The following is a 15239-nucleotide window of genomic DNA, read 5'->3' on the forward strand; positions in this document are numbered from 1 at the left end:
AGCACAAGCAGCCAGCAGCAAACCCGCCGAGAGGTTCCCCCATGGCAGGCGAGACCGTCATCACGGTCGTCGGCAACCTTGTCGATGACCCCGAGCTGCGCTTCACCCCGTCCGGTGCGGCCGTCGCGAAGTTCCGTGTCGCGTCGACTCCCCGCACCTTCGACCGTCAGACGAACGAGTGGAAGGACGGCGAGAGCCTGTTCCTGACCTGCTCGGTCTGGCGCCAGGCGGCGGAGAACGTCGCCGAGTCGCTCCAGCGAGGCATGCGCGTCATCGTGCAGGGCCGGCTGAAGCAGCGGTCCTACGAGGACCGTGAGGGCGTCAAGCGCACGGTCTACGAGCTGGACGTCGAGGAAGTCGGCGCCAGCCTGCGCAACGCCACGGCCAAGGTCACCAAGACCACCGGCCGCGGTGGCCAGGGCGGCTACGGCGGCGGTGGCGGCCAGCAGGGCGGCGGCTGGGGCGGCGGCCCCGGCGGCGGCCAGCAGCAGGGCGGCGCTCCCGCCGACGACCCCTGGGCGACCGGCGCTCCCGCCGGTGGCCAGCAGCAGGGCGGCGGCTGGGGCGGCGGCTCCGGCGGCGGTGGCGGCTACTCGGACGAGCCCCCCTTCTAGGCGGGCCGTACCCGCACTTCTTGATCACACAGGAGAAACATCATGGCGAAGCCGCCTGTGCGCAAGCCGAAGAAGAAGGTCTGCGCATTCTGCAAGGACAAGGTCACGTACGTGGACTACAAGGACACGAACATGCTGCGGAAGTTCATTTCCGACCGCGGCAAGATCCGTGCCCGCCGCGTGACCGGCAACTGCACGCAGCACCAGCGTGACGTCGCCACGGCCGTCAAGAACAGCCGTGAGATGGCGCTGCTGCCCTACACCTCCACTGCGCGCTAAGGGAAGGGTGACCGACTCATGAAGATCATCCTCACCCACGAGGTCTCCGGCCTCGGTGCCGCGGGCGACGTCGTCGACGTCAAGGACGGTTACGCTCGCAACTACCTGGTCCCGCGCAAGCTCGCGATCCGCTGGACCAAGGGCGGCGAGAAGGACGTCGAGCAGATCCGTCGTGCTCGCAAGATCCACGAGATCCAGACCATCGAGCAGGCCAACCAGGTGAAGGCCCAGCTCGAGGGGGTCAAGGTCCGCCTGGCCGTCCGCTCCGGCGACGCCGGTCGTCTCTTCGGCTCCGTCACCCCGGCCGACATCGCTTCCGCGATCAAGGCCGCCGGTGGACCCGAGGTCGACAAGCGCCGCATCGAGCTGGGGGCGCCGATCAAGACGCTGGGCGCTCACGAGACGTCCGTGCGTCTGCACCCCGAGGTTGCCGCCAAGGTCAACATCGAGGTCGTCGCGGCCTGAACGCCGCGCTCGCTGAAGCAGTGAGCACAGGGGCCGCACCCTTTCGAGGGTGCGGCCCCTGTCGTCGTGTCCACGGGTGTAAAGGTGGACGAGACCGGCCGACGGGCGGTGCGTGCTGCAGGCGAAACGCGGTGTTTCACATGAAACGGTCAGCGCGTCGCACCCGTGACGACCCAGCGGCCCGAGCGGCTGCGGAGCCACAGAGTCAGCATCCGCACGGACATCATGAGCGTCATCGTGCCCCACAGCGCGGTGAGTCCGCCCCCGAGCACGGGGACCAGCAGGGCGGCCGGCGTGAAGACCACCAGGGTCAGCAGCATCGCCCATGCCAGATACGGCCCGTCGCCCGCACCCATCAGAACCCCGTCCAGGACGAAGACGATGCCGCAGATCGGCTGGGAGAGCGCCACGAGCACCAGAGCGGGCAGCGCCGCGTCCTTGACGGTGGCGTCACTGGTGAACAGGGGCAGGAACACCGGGCGGGCGAGTACCACCAGCACGCCGAGCACGACTCCTACCGCGATGCCCCACTCCACCATGCGACGGCACGCCTCACGGGCACCCTGGGCGTCGCCGGCTCCCAGATAACGGCCGATGATGGCCTGACCGGCGATGGCGATGGCGTCCAGTGCGAAGGCGAGGAGGCTCCAGAGGGAGAGGATGATCTGGTGGGCCGCGATGTCGGCGTCGCCCAGGCGGGCGGCGACGGCTGTCGTGATCATCAGGATGGCCCTGAGGGAGAGGGTGCGCACCAGCAGAGGGACGCCGGCCTGAGCCGACGCCCTGATCCCGGCGGAGTCCGGGCGCAGGGAGGCACCGTGCTTGCGTGCCCCGCGCAGCACCACGGTCAGGTAGACCGCGGCCATGCCGCACTGGGCGATGACGGTGCCCCAGGCGGAGCCCGCGATGCCGAGGCCGGCGCCGTAGACCAGCCCGACATTGAGCACGGCGTTCGCGAGGAAACCGGCGACGGCGACGTAGAGCGGTGTCCGGGTGTCCTGCAGCCCGCGCAGGACACCCGACGCGGCGAGTACGACGAGCATGGCCGGTATGCCGAGCGCGGAGATGCGCAGATAGGTGATCGCGTAGGGCGCCGCTGTCTCCGAGGCGCCGAAGAGATCGACGAGGCCCGGCGCCGTGGGCAGGACGACGGCGATGACGGCGGCACCGAGCAGCAGGGCCAGCCAGATTCCGTCCATGCCCTGGCGGATGGCTCCCTGGAGGTCGCCCGCCCCGACGCGCCGGGCGACGGCGGCAGTCGTGGCGTAGGCCAGGAAGACGAACACGCTGACGGCGGTCATCAGCAGGGCCGAGGCGATGCCGAGACCGGCGAGCTGTGCCGTGCCGAGGTGGCCGACGATGGCGCTGTCGGCCATGACGAAGAGCGGCTCGGCGACGAGGGCGCCGAAGGCCGGTACGGCCAGCAGGACGATCTCTCTGTCGTGCTGCCGTCGGGCGGCTCGGGGGCGCGCGGGGGCCTGTGTCATGTGCACCAATCTAATCGTCCACAGGTAAGAGATGCAAAGCTCTCATGACCCTTACTTCGTGGCTTGGGGTACGGGCTTGTGCACGCCGCTCGAAGTGATCTTGATCCGACTGGGGAAGTTTTTCTTCTGCACAGCCGGTGGACGGTAAACGTGCAGGTCAGGCGTGTGTTGTGGAGTGCCTTGCGGTCTTGTTCACAGGGCTGTCCACCGGGTCGTGCACAGGTTTCGCGGGTTTCTCCACAGCATTGGGGCGGTCGTCCACAGGGGCTGTGGATAACCAGATTGGCTGACGCTGCCGACGGGCCTACGGTGGTCCGGCGCTCGCTCCGTCCGCCGACTTCGAGAACCCCCGCAAAACCGGCGCGCGGCAACCGGAGTTGGGCCTCTTATCTGTCAGTGCCGTGCCGTAGAACAAGAGGGCGCGGCGAGGTCCGCTCGGCGGACGGGAGGAGGTGGCTCGGTGAGCATTTCCGAGCCCTTGGACGATCCGTGGGCCGACAGCGGCCCCAGTGATCGTCTGCCCGCCTCCCGCCGCGAAGGCGGCGGCCGTGGCCGCGACGAGCAGCACGACCGTGGCCGGGACAGCGGTGTGTGGGACGGCGGAGGCTCCGCGTTCGAGCGGGTGCCGCCGCAGGACCTCGAGGCCGAGCAGTCCGTTCTGGGCGGCATGCTGCTGTCCAAGGACGCCATCGCCGACGTCGTCGAGATCCTCAAGGGCCACGACTTCTACAAGCCGGCCCACGAGACCGTCTACACGGCCATCCTCGACGTCTACGCCAGGGGCGAGCCGGCCGACCCCATCACGATCGCCTCGGAGCTGACCAAGCGGGGCGAGATCAACAAGGTCGGCGGGGCCTCGTACCTGCACACCCTCGTCCAGACGGTGCCCACGGCGGCCAACGCGGCGTACTACGCGGAGATCGTGCACGAGCGTGCCGTGCTGCGCCGTCTGGTCGAGGCCGGTACGCGCATCACGCAGATGGGATACGCGGCCGACGACGACGTCGACGAGATCGTCAACCGGGCCCAGGCCGAGATCTACGCGGTCACCGAGCAGCGCACCAGCGAGGACTACCTCCCGCTCGGCGACATCATGGAGGGCGCGCTCGACGAGATCGAGGCGATCGGATCGCGCAGCGGTGAGATGACCGGTGTGCCGACCGGGTTCACCGACTTCGACTCGCTGACCAACGGCCTGCATCCGGGACAGATGATCGTCATCGCCGCGCGTCCCGCGATGGGCAAGTCGACGCTCGCGCTGGACTTCGCGCGGGCCGCGTCGATCAAGCACAACCTGCCGAGCGTCATCTTCTCGCTCGAGATGGGGCGCAACGAGATCGCGATGCGCCTGCTGTCCGCCGAGGCCAGGGTCGCCCTGCACCACATGCGGTCCGGCACGATGACCGACGAGGACTGGACGCGCCTGGCACGCCGGATGCCGGACGTCTCGGCGGCGCCGCTCTACATCGACGACTCCCCGAACCTGTCGATGATGGAGATCCGCGCGAAGTGCCGCCGTCTGAAGCAGCGCAACGACCTGAAGCTGGTCATCATCGACTACCTCCAGCTGATGCAGTCCGGCGGCTCCAAACGCGCCGAGAGCCGTCAGCAGGAGGTCTCGGACATGTCCCGTAACCTCAAGCTGCTCGCCAAGGAGCTGGAGATCCCGGTCATCGCCCTCTCCCAGCTCAACCGTGGTCCCGAGCAGCGCACCGACAAGAAGCCGATGGTCTCCGACCTGCGTGAGTCCGGGTCCATCGAGCAGGATGCCGACATGGTCATCCTGCTGCACCGCGAGGACGCCTACGAGAAGGAGTCCCCGCGCGCGGGCGAGGCCGACCTCATCGTGGCCAAGCACCGAAACGGCCCGACCGCGACGATCACGGTCGCCTTCCAGGGCCACTACTCGCGCTTCGTGGACATGGCACAGACCTGATCGGGTTTCCGCGGGGTCTCCGGCGCCATGTCATTTCCCCGAGGTGGTCGGGACGTTCCGAGCGCCGCGCTCACTGCTGTCGGCCTGGTCCACCACCCCGCGGAGGGGTGGCACCGGTCATGCGGAGGTCGTCACCGGGCCCTGCTGACAGGAGCAGCAGTCGCCCACCACGGGCCCGGGGACCTCGGCCGGCCGACCTTCCGGAGTTCGCACCGGGCGGGAGCCCGGTGAAGCTGAAGCGTGGCCGACGGAGTCGTACGGGGTGATCCGGTGGCCGTGGGGGAGCCGCACGCTCCCTCTTCCCCTCTTCCCACGCGGTCCTGTCACCGCTCGGGGGGCAACGGAGGATGTGAAGTTCCTGGTGGACTGAGGGCATGACGACACCTCAGGAAGAACTGTTGCCGGGAACGCGTCGTGCACTGCTGCACCGGATCGCCGTCGCCCAGGCGGAAGGGCGTGCGCCGTCGCTCGTCGCGACCGTGGTGCGGGGTGGGGAAGCCGTGTGGACGGGGGCACGGACATCGGTGGAGGGGCAGGCTCCGGACGGGAACGTCCAGTACCGGATCGGTTCGATCACCAAGACCTTCACCGCTGTTCTGGTCCTCCGGCTCCGCGACGAGGGGGTGCTCGATCTCGGCGACCCCTTGGAGGAGCACCTGCCGGGGACGGGCGCGGGCGAGGCGACCATCGCCGAACTGCTCGCACACAGCGGCGGGCTGGCCGCCGAGACACCCGGCCCTTGGTGGGAGCGGACCCCCGGCACCCTGCGGCCCGACCTCGCCGACGTGCTGGGCGAGCGGCCCTTCGTGCACCCCGTCGGCCGGCGGTTCCACTACTCGAACCCCGGATACGCGTTGCTCGGTGCACTGGTCGAGAAGGTGCGCGGCGCCTCGTGGGAGGAGGTGCTTCGGCGCGAAGTGCTCGAACCCCTGGGGCTGCGTCGTACGAGCGTGCATCCCGAGGCGCCGCACGCGGAGGGCTGGGCGGTGCATCCGTGGGCCGACGTGATGCTGCCTGAGCCCGTGGAGGATCTCGGACGGATGGGGCCCGCCGGGCAACTGTGGTCCACCACCGATGACTTGGCGCGCTTCGCGGCCTTCCTGGCCGGCGGTGACGACCGGGTGCTGAGCGCCGAGTCGTTGCGGGAGATGAGGACACCGGCGGCGTCGATGGGGACGGCGGACGTGGCGAGCGGCTATGCGTACTGTCTGGGCCTGGAGATCCGCCACCAGGACGGGCGGACTCTCGTCGGGCACACCGGGTCGCTGCCGGGCTTTCTCGCCTGCCTGGTGATCAGCGTGGTGGACGATGTCGCCGCGGTGGTCCTGGCCAACTGCACCTCGGGGCCGGCGCCGTTCACGGTCGCCGCCGATCTCGTCCGGATCGTCGCGGAGGCGGAGCCTCGCATCCCCGCTCCCTGGCGGCCGCTGCGGGAAGCCGAACCGGCGGCGGTACTGGAGTTGGTGGGGCAGTGGTACTGGGGCACCCAGGCCTTCGCGCTGCGGTGGTCGGCCGATGATGGCGTCTCGCTGGAACCGCTGTCCGGCATCGGCCGGCGTTCGCGCTTCCGTTCGAACGGGGACGGTACCTGGACGGGTCTGGAGGGCTACTACGCCGGAGAGCTCCTGAAGCCCGTACGGCGACCGGACGGGTCGGTGAGCCACCTCGACCTCGGGTCGTTCGTGTTCACGCGTCAGCCGTACGACGAAAGGGCTCCCGTGCCGGGTGGAGTGGAACCGGGCGGGTGGCAGGGGATCCGGTAGGCCGGTGGGCCCCGGTTGTCCGGGGCCTGGGAGGGGCTCTGTTCCACGTGGAACAGAGCCCCTCGTCCCGCTGTCACAGCTGCAGCTTGAAACCCACGTGTGAGGCCGTGAAGCCGAGTCGCTCATAGAAGCGGTGGGCATCGGTGCGGGTGTTGTCGGAGGTCAGCTGGACCAAGTGACAGCCGTGGCGACGGGAGGCGTCGATCGCCCACTCGATGAGCCGGGTTCCCAGGCCGCTGCCGCGCTCGTCGGCGTGGATGCGAACCCCCTCGATGATCGCCCTGGTGGCGCCACGACGGGACAGCCCGGGAACGATCGTGAGCTGGAGCGTGCCGACGACACGGTCTCCGCGGACGGCGACGACCAGGTTCTGGTTCGGGTCCGTGCTGAGCCGTTCCAGGGCGGCCAGGTACGGACCGAGGTCGTCCGGCGACTCGCGCTGCGCGCCCAGAGGGTCATCCGCGAGCATGCCGACGATCGCGGGGATGTCGGCGGCCGCCGCGGCACGTATGTCAAGGTCTCCCATGTCGGCCACCCTACGCAGGCGCGGCCGGAACGGGTGATGCCGATTCCGGCGCGACCGTCAGGCGGGTACGGGAGCCTTCAGCGTCTCCACCGCCCTGACCAGCGGGGCCAGTTCCGGGTTCTCCGCCGCCTCGTCGAGGGCTTCGCGCAGGGCGGTGTCATTGGTCGGCCGGGCCTCCTCCAGGAGCTTGAGGCCGGACTCCGTCACGTTGGTGTAGATGCCGCGCCGGTCAGTGGGGCACAGATAGCGCTCCAGCAGGCCGCGGTCCTCGAGCCGCGTGACCAGGCGGGTGGTCGCGCTCTGGCTGAGTACGACCGCGTCGGCGACCTGCTTCATCTGCAGATGGCCGCCCTCGCCGTCGTGCTGCCGGCTCAACACGTCGAGCAGGGAGTACTCCCGCGCGCTCAGGTCGTGCCGGGCCTGAAGGGCGCGCTCGATGTGCGTCTCGATCTTTCCGTGCAGCAGGGAGAGGGCGCACCAGCCCTGGGCGAGGGCGGTGAGTGCGGGGTCCGTGGCTGTCATGGCGTTTCCTCCGTCCAGGAGCTGCTGACACCAGGGTAGAGCAAGGGCGCAATATACGGCGTTTGCAAATAACCCGCGTGTGCAATTATTGTGATGACACCTAAAGCGCTCCTGCAACTACTTGGAAGGTCCACTCTCCCATGCCTCTCGCGCTTCTGGCCCTCGCGATCGGGGCCTTCGGGATCGGAACGACGGAATTCGTGATCATGGGCTTGCTGCCCGAGGTCGCGGGTGACTTCGGTGTCTCCATCCCCACAGCCGGCCATCTGGTGACCGGCTACGCCCTGGGCGTCGTGTTCGGCGCACCGCTGATGACCGTGCTCGGCACCAAGGTCTCCCGCAAGCGCATGCTGATGCTGCTCATGGGCCTGTTCATCGCCGGAAACCTGCTCTCGGCGCTGGCCCCGGTCTTCGGCGTCATGCTGATCGGGCGGGTGGTCGCCTCACTGGCCCACGGTGCCTTCTTCGGCATCGGTTCGGTGGTCGCGGCCGATCTGGTCGCCCCGGACAAGAAGGCCGGAGCCATCGCCATGATGTTCACGGGGCTGACCGTCGCCAACGTCATCGGCGTCCCGCTGGGCACGCTCATCGGGCAGTCCATCGGCTGGCGCGTCACCTTCGGTGTCGTCGCCGCCCTCGGTCTCGTCGGTCTGGCCGGCATCGCCCGGCTCGTGCCCGACATGTCCAAGCCCGAGGGCGTACGGCTGCGCCACGAGCTGGCCGCCTTCAAGAACGTCCAGGTTCTGCTCGCCATGGCGATGACCGTCCTCGGTTTCGGCGGCGTCTTCGCGGCCATCACCTACATCGCGCCGATGATGACCCACGTCGCCGGCTTCGCCGACGGATCCGTCACCTGGCTGCTGGTCCTCTTCGGCCTCGGCATGGTCGGCGGCAACCTCATCGGCGGCAGGTACGCCGACCGCGCCCTGATGCCGATGCTGTACGTGTCGCTGGGCGCCCTTGCCGTCGTCCTCGCGCTCTTCACCCTGACCGCGCACAACAAGATCGTCGCGGCCGTCACCATCGCCCTGATCGGTGCCCTGGGCTTCGCCACGGTTCCGCCGCTGCAGAAGCGTGTTCTCGACCAGGCGCACGGTGCCCCCACCCTGGCCTCGGCCGTGAACATCGGTGCCTTCAACCTCGGCAACGCGCTGTCCGCCTGGCTCGGCGGCATCGTGATCGCCGCGGGCCTCGGTTACACCGCGCCCAACTGGGTCGGCGCACTCCTTGCCGCCAGTGCCCTGGTACTGGCCTTCGTCTCGGCCGCCCTCGAGCGCCGCGACCAGGTCACCGGCACCGTGCCCGCCGGCTCGGTGCCCGCAGGGGAGCGGACCGCCGTCTCCCACTGATCCGCGGGACCCGCCCGGTGCGGGGCCAGGGCCGCCCCCGCATCCGTCCGTGCTTCCTTCCACCGCACAACCGACCACACCCGTACTCCGAGGAGAACCTCTTCATGAGCACCATCGCCGTCGCCCCGCTCACCATCGCGGACGCCGAAACCCTCATCACCGCCGCACACCGGGCCGCCGAGGCCACCGGTGTCACGGTCAGCGTCACCGTCCTCGACGCCGGTGGGAACCTGCTCGCGTTCCGGAGGGACGACCGCGCCGTGCTGATCTCCGGCGAGACCAGCACCCGCAAGGCGTACACCGCTCTCCAGCTGGACGCGCCCACCGCCGACCTCGTGGACGCCGTGCAGCCCGGGGGCCTCTTCCACACCCTTCCCACCGCGCTCGACCGGCCGCTGCTGTTCATCGCCGGGGGTGTGCCCATCCGGCGCGACGGCCGGCTGATCGGTGCGATCGGCGTCGGCGGCGGGGCCCCGGAGCAGGACCACGCCTTCGCCACGTCCGCCGTGGAGACCCTCGCCTGACGACGGGCCCCGCGACACGACGATGCCGGTTCCCGATCCTGTCGGGCGCCGGCGTCGTCGTGTCGGCGGACGGGTGTCAGGTCTCGGCGGTCAGACGTCAGCCCGCCGCGACCGTCACCGGGGCGAACCGGCGTCCCCAGTCCCCGGGCAGCTCCGTGATTCCGTAGGTCATGACGGCATGGAGCGTGACGGACGCCAGCCCGTGCTCCTTCGCCCAGCCCAGCAGCTCTTCGTGCCGTACGTCGATGTCGGTGCGCAGTGGCCGGTCCGTGTGGGCGGCGAGGGAGGCGAGGAGCGCCTGAGCCGTCGGGGTGTCGCGGGCGATCAGCGGGCCGACGACATGGGTGTCCATGTTGGGCCAGGCGGCCGCATATCCGATGAGCCGTCCGTCCTCCTCGGCGACCCGCAACCGGTCGGCGAAGGCGGGCAAGCGGGCGATGACGTGGGTGCGGTCGGTCCCGAACACCTCCTCGTCCAGCCGGAGGATCGCGGGGAGGTCCTCGGCGGTCGCGGCACGGGTGGCGACCTCGTGCTGTGCTCCTGTGGGGACGAAGCGACCTCGCAGCATCTCCGCCCGGCCGGTGACCTTGAAGCCCAGTTCCTCGTAGAGAGGACGGCCGTAAGGGGTCGCGTACAGAGTGAGCGGCGTGGTGCCCATCGACGAGAGGACGTGGCGCATCAGCCGACGCCCCACCCCCTGACGGGCATGCCGTTCGGCGACCAGGACCATGCCGATGGCTCCCAGGTCGGGACGCTCCTGTGGCCCGTACTCGGTGACGACGCAGGCGGTCACCAGACCACCCTCGGGGTCGTCGATGCCGTAACCCTTTCCGGCCGAGAGGAGGAGTCCCCACTTGTGCTCCTCCCGCGGCCACCCCCGGTCCTCGGACAAGTCGGCGCAGGCGGTGAGATCGCGGAGCGTCAGACGGCGGATGGGCAGAGAGATAAGGGAAGGTGTCGACACGCAGGTCAGGCTGTCCGACCGGGGGCAGGGACGTCCACCTGTTTCCGGAGGCTCGGCCCGCTTTCGGCCATGCCGCGGCCGATGACGGAACGCGTGCCCGGGCGGGGGATGTTTCACGTGAAACCGCAAGGACGCCCCATAGACCGTTTCTCCCGCCACGCCGGGAGATCGGGGCGGAGCTCACACGGAACGATGACCACCGCGCCCTGGTGTCGCTGTCCCTTCCTTCCTTTCTTTCCTTCTTCATGGAACGGCTCATCCTTCGTGGAACGGCTCATCGGCTGGGGTGCACACGCGATGTGCGGGTCACGTTTCCCCGCCGGACCGTTCATGGAGCCGGTGGGCCCGGCAGGCGTGCCCAACGCGGCGGCCTCGGACGTCAGCCGAGGTCGGGGGCGTGCATCGCGCGTACACCCTCGATGTTGCCGTCGAGATAGTGCCGCAGCGAGAGCGGTACGAGATGGACCGAGGCGATGCCGACACGGGTGAACGGCACACGGACGATCTCGTACTCGCCGGCGGGTTCGTCGACCTCCGGCCCGTGCCGGAGGGACGGATCCATGGATGCCAGGCGGCACACGAAGAAGTGCTGCACCTTCACACCGGTGGTGCCTCCGTCCTCACCGATGTGCTCCACGGTGTCGACGAAACAGGGCACCACATCGGTGATCTTGGCACCGAGTTCCTCGTACACCTCTCGGTGCAGGGCGTCGACGACTGTCGGGTCATCCGGCTCGACTCCGCCGCCGGGGGTGACCCAGTAGGGATCCACGCCGGGCTTGGTGCGCTTGATCAGGATCAGATGGTCGTCGTCCAGCAGAACGGCACGAGCGGTGCGCTTGACCACGGGTCGGACGGTCATGGGGGAAATGTGGCCCGGATGGTTCCACGTGAAACCTCGCGCAACGTCATCAACCGGGTTCCCGGAACGGGTCGTCCGTCCGGAAGGTCAGCACCAGTCGGTGGCCGCCTGCTGCAACCGCTCGTGGGCACGGGCGATGTGCGGCATGGCCAGGGTGCCGGTGCGGGCCGCCAGGAAGTAGGTGCGCAGCGGGGGCACCGTCGGTTCGTACAGGGTGATCACCTCTTCCCGCTCGAGCGCCGCCGTGCACAGATAACGGGGCAGTACCGCCAGCCCCGCGCCCGCTACGGCGCAGGTCAGCACTGCCCGTAGATCCGGGACGATCACGGTCCCCGGGCTGACCGGGCGGGAGTCGAACACGGAGGCCCAGTAGCGGGAGACGAACGGCAGCGACTCGTGCACCTCGATCACCGGGACCTGCTCCAGGACGGCTGTCCCGGTGCGGCGGAGGGCGCCGGGGCCGATCTGCCCGGCCCAGCGCGGAGCGGCGATCAGAACGTGCTCCTCGTCGCAGAGCGCGGTCGCCGAGAGCAGGGCACCACGCGGCCGGAGCGTGCTGATGGCCAGATCATGATGTCCGGCGGCCAGCCCTTCCAGGGTTTCCTCGGCGGTGCCGAAGGAGGCGCGCAGGGCGAAGCCCTGGCCGTCGTCGCCGGCCAGCTCCGTGAGCACGGGCAGCGCCCGCTCGGCGGTGAACTCCGGAGGACCGGCCAGATGGAGGGTGCGTAAGGAGGAGTCCTCCTCGAGACCGGATTCTGCTATCTCCACGAGGGCGTCGAGGTGCGGTGCCGCCTTGTGGGCGAGTTCGTCCCCGATGGACGTCGGTGTCACGCCGCGGGCCTGCCGCAGGAACAGAGGCCGCCCCAGCTGCCGTTCCAGCGTCCGGATCTGGGAGGTGACGGCCGGCTGGGAGAGGCCGAGCAGGGCGGCGGCACGAGTGAAGGAGCCGGCCCGGTGCACGGTCACGAAGGTCCGCAGCAAGGCCAGATCCACGCCGTGTCATCCCCTTCTCGTCAGCCCCGCTGCCGGCCCCGGGCAGGCCCAACTATAAATAAGTCGATAGGTCGCTGTCGCTACTGTGATTGGACACTGACAGTGAGTCAACTAGCCTAGTGCGCGCGGTTCTTCGCGCGCGGAACCGGGGACGGTCCGAGCCACGAGGGGGGAGGCTCGGACCGTCCGTCACGACGAGCGGAACACCTGGCGGCCCGACCGCACCGGCCCTCAGCCAGCGGATTCGTCCAGTGCGCGGAGCACGTCCGCCACCAGGTCCTCGGGGTCCTCGGCGCCCACGGAGAAGCGGACGAAACCCTCCGGCACCGCGTCCCCGCCCCACCGGCCGCGCCGCTCCGCGGTCGAGCGCACGCCACCGAAGCTCGTCGCGTCGTCCACGAGCCGCAGCCTGTCGAGAAAGAGGTCGGCACGCGCGCGGGTGGGCAGCGTGAAGGACACCACGCACCCATAGCGCCGCATCTGCTGCGAGGCGATCTTGTGCGAGGGGTCGTCCGGCAGCCCCGGGTAACGGAGCCCCGTCACCTCGGGCCGCTTCCGCAGCGCCTGGGCGAGGACCAGGGCGGTGGCGTTCTGCCGGTCGACGCGCAGCTGGAGCGTGGCGAGGGAGCGGTGCGCCAGCCAGGCCTCCATGGGCCCGGGAACGGCACCGACGATCTTGCGCCAGCGGCGGACGGCGGCCATGGCCTCGGCATCGCGGCCGGTGACGTACCCCAGGAGGACGTCTCCGTGCCCGGTGAGCTGCTTGGTGCCGCTGGCCACCGCGAAGTCGGCACCGAGTTCCAGCGGGCGCTGGCCGAGCGGCGTCGCGAGGGTGTTGTCGACGGCGACCAGGGCGCCTTGCGCGTGTGCCGCCTCGACGAGCCGCCGTACGTCGCACACGTCCAGCCCGGGATTCGACGGTGTCTCGAGCCACAGCAGCTTCGCACCGTCGAGGACCTCGAGCTGGGCGTCACCACCCGTCGGCGCGGTGCGTACCTCGATGCCGTACGTCTCCAACTGGGCACGTACCAGGGGGAATACCTGGTACCCGTCGCTCGGCAGGACGACGGTGTCCCCGGCGCGGAGCTGGGAGAAGAGCACCGAGGAGATCGCGGCCATGCCCGAGGCGAACACCAGGGCCTCGACCCCGTCCTGTCCGGGCGCCTCCAGCTCGGCGACGGCACGCTCCAGCAGCGTCCAGGTCGGATTCTCGTCCCGGCCGTAGGTGTACGGGCCGGTGGGGTCGCCCGGCAGGTGGAAGTGGGCGGCGAACACGGGCCCGGGCAGGGTCGGCTCGTGCTTGACCGGCTCGGGCAGCCCGGCCCGCACCGCGCGGGTGCCGTCACCACAGGGGGAACCGGGTGCGGCGGCCCCGGGGACGCCTTCGATTGCCGAATCGTTCATGCCGCTCGTCCTTCCACGTGCTCGCGTACCGCGGTGAGCAGGCCGGTGCTCGCCGCCTCCACCATGCGGAGACAGTCGTCGAAGCCGTCCGCGTTCCCGTAGTAGGGGTCCGGTACGTCCGGATCGTCACCGGCGGCGGGGTCGTAGGAACGCAGCAGGCGCACCTTGTCCGCGTCCCGCTCCGTGGGGGCCATGCGGCGCAGCGCCCTGAGGTGGCCGGAATCGAGCGCGATGACGAGATCGAGGCGGGCGAACCAGGCCGGGTCGAACTGCCGGGCCGTGTGGTCGGTGCCGTAACCGTTCTCCTGCAGGACGGCCACCGTGCGGGGGTCGGCGCCGTCGCCCTCGTGCCAGCCGCCGGTGCCGGCGCTGTCGACCTCGACCAGGCCGTCCAGCCCGGCCTCGGCCACGCGCGCCCGGAAGACGGACTCGGCCATCGGTGAACGGCAGATGTTGCCGGTGCAGACGAAGCAGACGCGGTAGGTCATCGCGCTCAGTCCTCGTCGGGCAGGACGACGTTGAGCGCCCAGGAGACGACCGAGACGATCAGGCCGCCGAGCACGGCCGTCCAGAAGCCCTCGACGTGGAAGCTCAGGTCGAACAGACCGGCGAGCCAGGAGGTGAGCAGCAGCATCAGCGCGTTCACCACCAGGGTGAACAGGCCCAGCGTCAGGATGAGCAGGGGCACGCTCAGGAGCTTCACCACCGGCTTGACCAGGACGTTCACCAGACCGAAGATCAGTGCGACCAGGACCAGGGTGCCGATCTCCTTGCCCGTGCTGTCACCCGTCAGGGTGATCTTGTCGAGCAGCCACACCGCGACCGCCAGGGCGCCGGCATTGGCGATCGTCTTGACTAGGAAATTCTTCATGTGTCTGATCGTGGCAGACAGGATCGGACATGAGCAGTGAGCCAGGGGGCGGGACGAGGCGATGAAGGCATTCCGGCTGGACGAACTGGAGGCGGAACGCGCCGCCAACGACGGGGCGTACCTCCAGTTCCTGCGGGAGCGGAACATGTCGGTCGGCCTCTACGCCCTGAACGCGGGTGAACAGGATCCGCAGCAGCCGCACCGCCAGGACGAGGTGTACTTCGTCGTCAGCGGCCGGGCGGCGATCACCGTCGGTACGGAGACCACCCAGGTGGCACGCGGCAGCGTGGTGTACGTACCGGCCGGCGTGCCGCACAAGTTCCACCACATCAGTGAGGACCTGCGGGTGCTGGTGGTGTTCTCTCCCCCGGAGAGCTGAGCCGCGGCCTCGGGGTTCCCTAGGGGACGGGTCAGGGGACGACAAGGGATCCGAGGCCCCCGTCGGACCGTCCCCGGCCCTAGCATCGAGTGCAGGACATCATCGACACGACCCGGTACTCGGCGGGCGGAGAGGCAAAGGACAAGGCGATGCGAGAGATTGTCGCGGAACTGCCGTGGTGGGTGAAGTGGGTCGCGGTGCCGATCATCGCCCTGGTCGTGTTCGGCGGGCTGATAGCGAGTGTGGTCGGCTTCGTGATCGGGCTGCTCTTCAAGGTGCTGGTCTTCGTCGCGCTGGTCGG

General features: G+C 69.6%; 18 protein-coding genes. 9 read left to right on the plus strand and 9 right to left on the minus strand.

Annotated features, from left to right (window positions below):
- The first annotated feature begins 41 nt into the window (after nucleotides 1-41).
- From B7L92_RS04595 to rplI, 3 genes are read left to right on the plus strand one after another with little or no spacing between them, the layout of a single operon-like run.
- Nucleotides 42-614 carry a single-stranded DNA-binding protein gene (locus B7L92_RS04595; RefSeq protein WP_016825495.1) on the plus strand — a complete coding sequence of 191 codons (573 nt, stop codon included), beginning with the start codon at nucleotides 42-44 and terminating at the stop codon, nucleotides 612-614.
- 42 nt (nucleotides 615-656) lie between these two features.
- The gene (gene rpsR / locus B7L92_RS04600; RefSeq protein ID WP_003949403.1) at nucleotides 657-893 is read left to right on the plus strand and encodes a 30S ribosomal protein S18; all 237 of its coding nucleotides are present in this window, start codon (nucleotides 657-659) and stop codon (nucleotides 891-893) included.
- Between the two features lie 18 nt (nucleotides 894-911).
- A complete protein-coding gene (gene rplI, locus B7L92_RS04605; protein WP_081236198.1) occupies nucleotides 912-1358 on the plus strand; it encodes a 50S ribosomal protein L9 in 447 nt (148 codons plus the stop codon).
- A gap of 149 nt (nucleotides 1359-1507) precedes the next feature.
- Here rplI and B7L92_RS04610 read toward each other — a convergent pair whose 3' ends face one another.
- Complete coding sequence (locus B7L92_RS04610; RefSeq protein ID WP_081236210.1) at nucleotides 1508-2845, minus strand: MATE family efflux transporter; 1338 nt, start codon at nucleotides 2843-2845, stop codon at nucleotides 1508-1510.
- Between the two features lie 460 nt (nucleotides 2846-3305).
- Between B7L92_RS04610 and dnaB the strand changes: the two genes are divergently transcribed.
- On the plus strand, nucleotides 3306-4781 hold the full coding sequence (dnaB, locus tag B7L92_RS04615) for a replicative DNA helicase (protein WP_081236199.1): 1476 nt from the start codon (nucleotides 3306-3308) through the stop codon (nucleotides 4779-4781).
- 374 nt (nucleotides 4782-5155) lie between these two features.
- A complete protein-coding gene (locus B7L92_RS04620; RefSeq protein ID WP_081236200.1) occupies nucleotides 5156-6544 on the plus strand; it encodes a serine hydrolase domain-containing protein in 1389 nt (462 codons plus the stop codon).
- 73 nt (nucleotides 6545-6617) lie between these two features.
- Here B7L92_RS04620 and B7L92_RS04625 read toward each other — a convergent pair whose 3' ends face one another.
- Nucleotides 6618-7070, minus strand: coding sequence for a GNAT family N-acetyltransferase (locus B7L92_RS04625; protein WP_081236211.1), 453 nt, complete (start codon nucleotides 7068-7070; stop codon nucleotides 6618-6620).
- 57 nt (nucleotides 7071-7127) lie between these two features.
- On the minus strand, nucleotides 7128-7592 hold the full coding sequence (locus B7L92_RS04630; protein WP_004986007.1) for a MarR family winged helix-turn-helix transcriptional regulator: 465 nt from the start codon (nucleotides 7590-7592) through the stop codon (nucleotides 7128-7130).
- A gap of 140 nt (nucleotides 7593-7732) precedes the next feature.
- Here B7L92_RS04630 and B7L92_RS04635 point away from each other — a divergent pair, with 140 nt between their 5' ends.
- Both B7L92_RS04635 and B7L92_RS04640 read left to right on the plus strand, forming a co-directional pair.
- Nucleotides 7733-8941, plus strand: a complete 1209-nt coding sequence (locus tag B7L92_RS04635; RefSeq protein ID WP_081236201.1) for an MFS transporter — start codon at nucleotides 7733-7735, stop codon at nucleotides 8939-8941.
- A gap of 104 nt (nucleotides 8942-9045) precedes the next feature.
- Nucleotides 9046-9465, plus strand: a complete 420-nt coding sequence (locus B7L92_RS04640; RefSeq protein ID WP_081236202.1) for a GlcG/HbpS family heme-binding protein — start codon at nucleotides 9046-9048, stop codon at nucleotides 9463-9465.
- A 97-nt stretch (nucleotides 9466-9562) separates the two neighbouring features.
- Here the strand turns inward: B7L92_RS04640 and B7L92_RS04645 are convergent, their stop codons facing one another.
- From B7L92_RS04645 to B7L92_RS04670, 6 genes are all read right to left on the minus strand, one after another.
- Nucleotides 9563-10429 carry a GNAT family N-acetyltransferase gene (locus tag B7L92_RS04645; RefSeq protein WP_081236203.1) on the minus strand — a complete coding sequence of 289 codons (867 nt, stop codon included), beginning with the start codon at nucleotides 10427-10429 and terminating at the stop codon, nucleotides 9563-9565.
- Between the two features lie 379 nt (nucleotides 10430-10808).
- Nucleotides 10809-11291 carry an NUDIX domain-containing protein gene (locus tag B7L92_RS04650; RefSeq protein ID WP_004986011.1) on the minus strand — a complete coding sequence of 161 codons (483 nt, stop codon included), beginning with the start codon at nucleotides 11289-11291 and terminating at the stop codon, nucleotides 10809-10811.
- Nucleotides 11292-11378: 87 nt separating this feature from the next.
- Complete coding sequence (locus B7L92_RS04655; RefSeq protein WP_081236204.1) at nucleotides 11379-12284, minus strand: LysR family transcriptional regulator; 906 nt, start codon at nucleotides 12282-12284, stop codon at nucleotides 11379-11381.
- 231 nt (nucleotides 12285-12515) lie between these two features.
- The gene (locus B7L92_RS04660) at nucleotides 12516-13688 is read right to left on the minus strand and encodes a cystathionine gamma-lyase (RefSeq protein ID WP_081236205.1); all 1173 of its coding nucleotides are present in this window, start codon (nucleotides 13686-13688) and stop codon (nucleotides 12516-12518) included.
- Entirely contained in the window at nucleotides 13685-14176 is a 492-nt protein-coding gene (locus B7L92_RS04665; RefSeq protein WP_081236206.1) for a low molecular weight protein-tyrosine-phosphatase, read from the minus strand. The genes B7L92_RS04660 and B7L92_RS04665 overlap by 4 nt, the downstream gene beginning before the upstream one ends.
- Before the next feature lie 5 nt (nucleotides 14177-14181).
- On the minus strand, nucleotides 14182-14559 hold the full coding sequence (locus B7L92_RS04670) for a phage holin family protein (protein ID WP_081236207.1): 378 nt from the start codon (nucleotides 14557-14559) through the stop codon (nucleotides 14182-14184).
- Between the two features lie 61 nt (nucleotides 14560-14620).
- On the opposite strand from B7L92_RS04670, the gene B7L92_RS04675 reads away from it, so the two are divergent.
- Both B7L92_RS04675 and B7L92_RS04680 read left to right on the plus strand, forming a co-directional pair.
- Complete coding sequence (locus B7L92_RS04675) at nucleotides 14621-14938, plus strand: cupin domain-containing protein (RefSeq protein ID WP_004986019.1); 318 nt, start codon at nucleotides 14621-14623, stop codon at nucleotides 14936-14938.
- A gap of 149 nt (nucleotides 14939-15087) precedes the next feature.
- Nucleotides 15088-15239: DUF5326 family protein (locus B7L92_RS04680; RefSeq protein WP_107501373.1), on the plus strand; the 152-nt coding region annotated here is incomplete at its 3' end.

The sequence above is a fragment of the Streptomyces viridosporus genome (assembly GCF_002078235.1).
GTDB lineage: Bacteria > Actinomycetota > Actinomycetes > Streptomycetales > Streptomycetaceae > Streptomyces > Streptomyces viridosporus.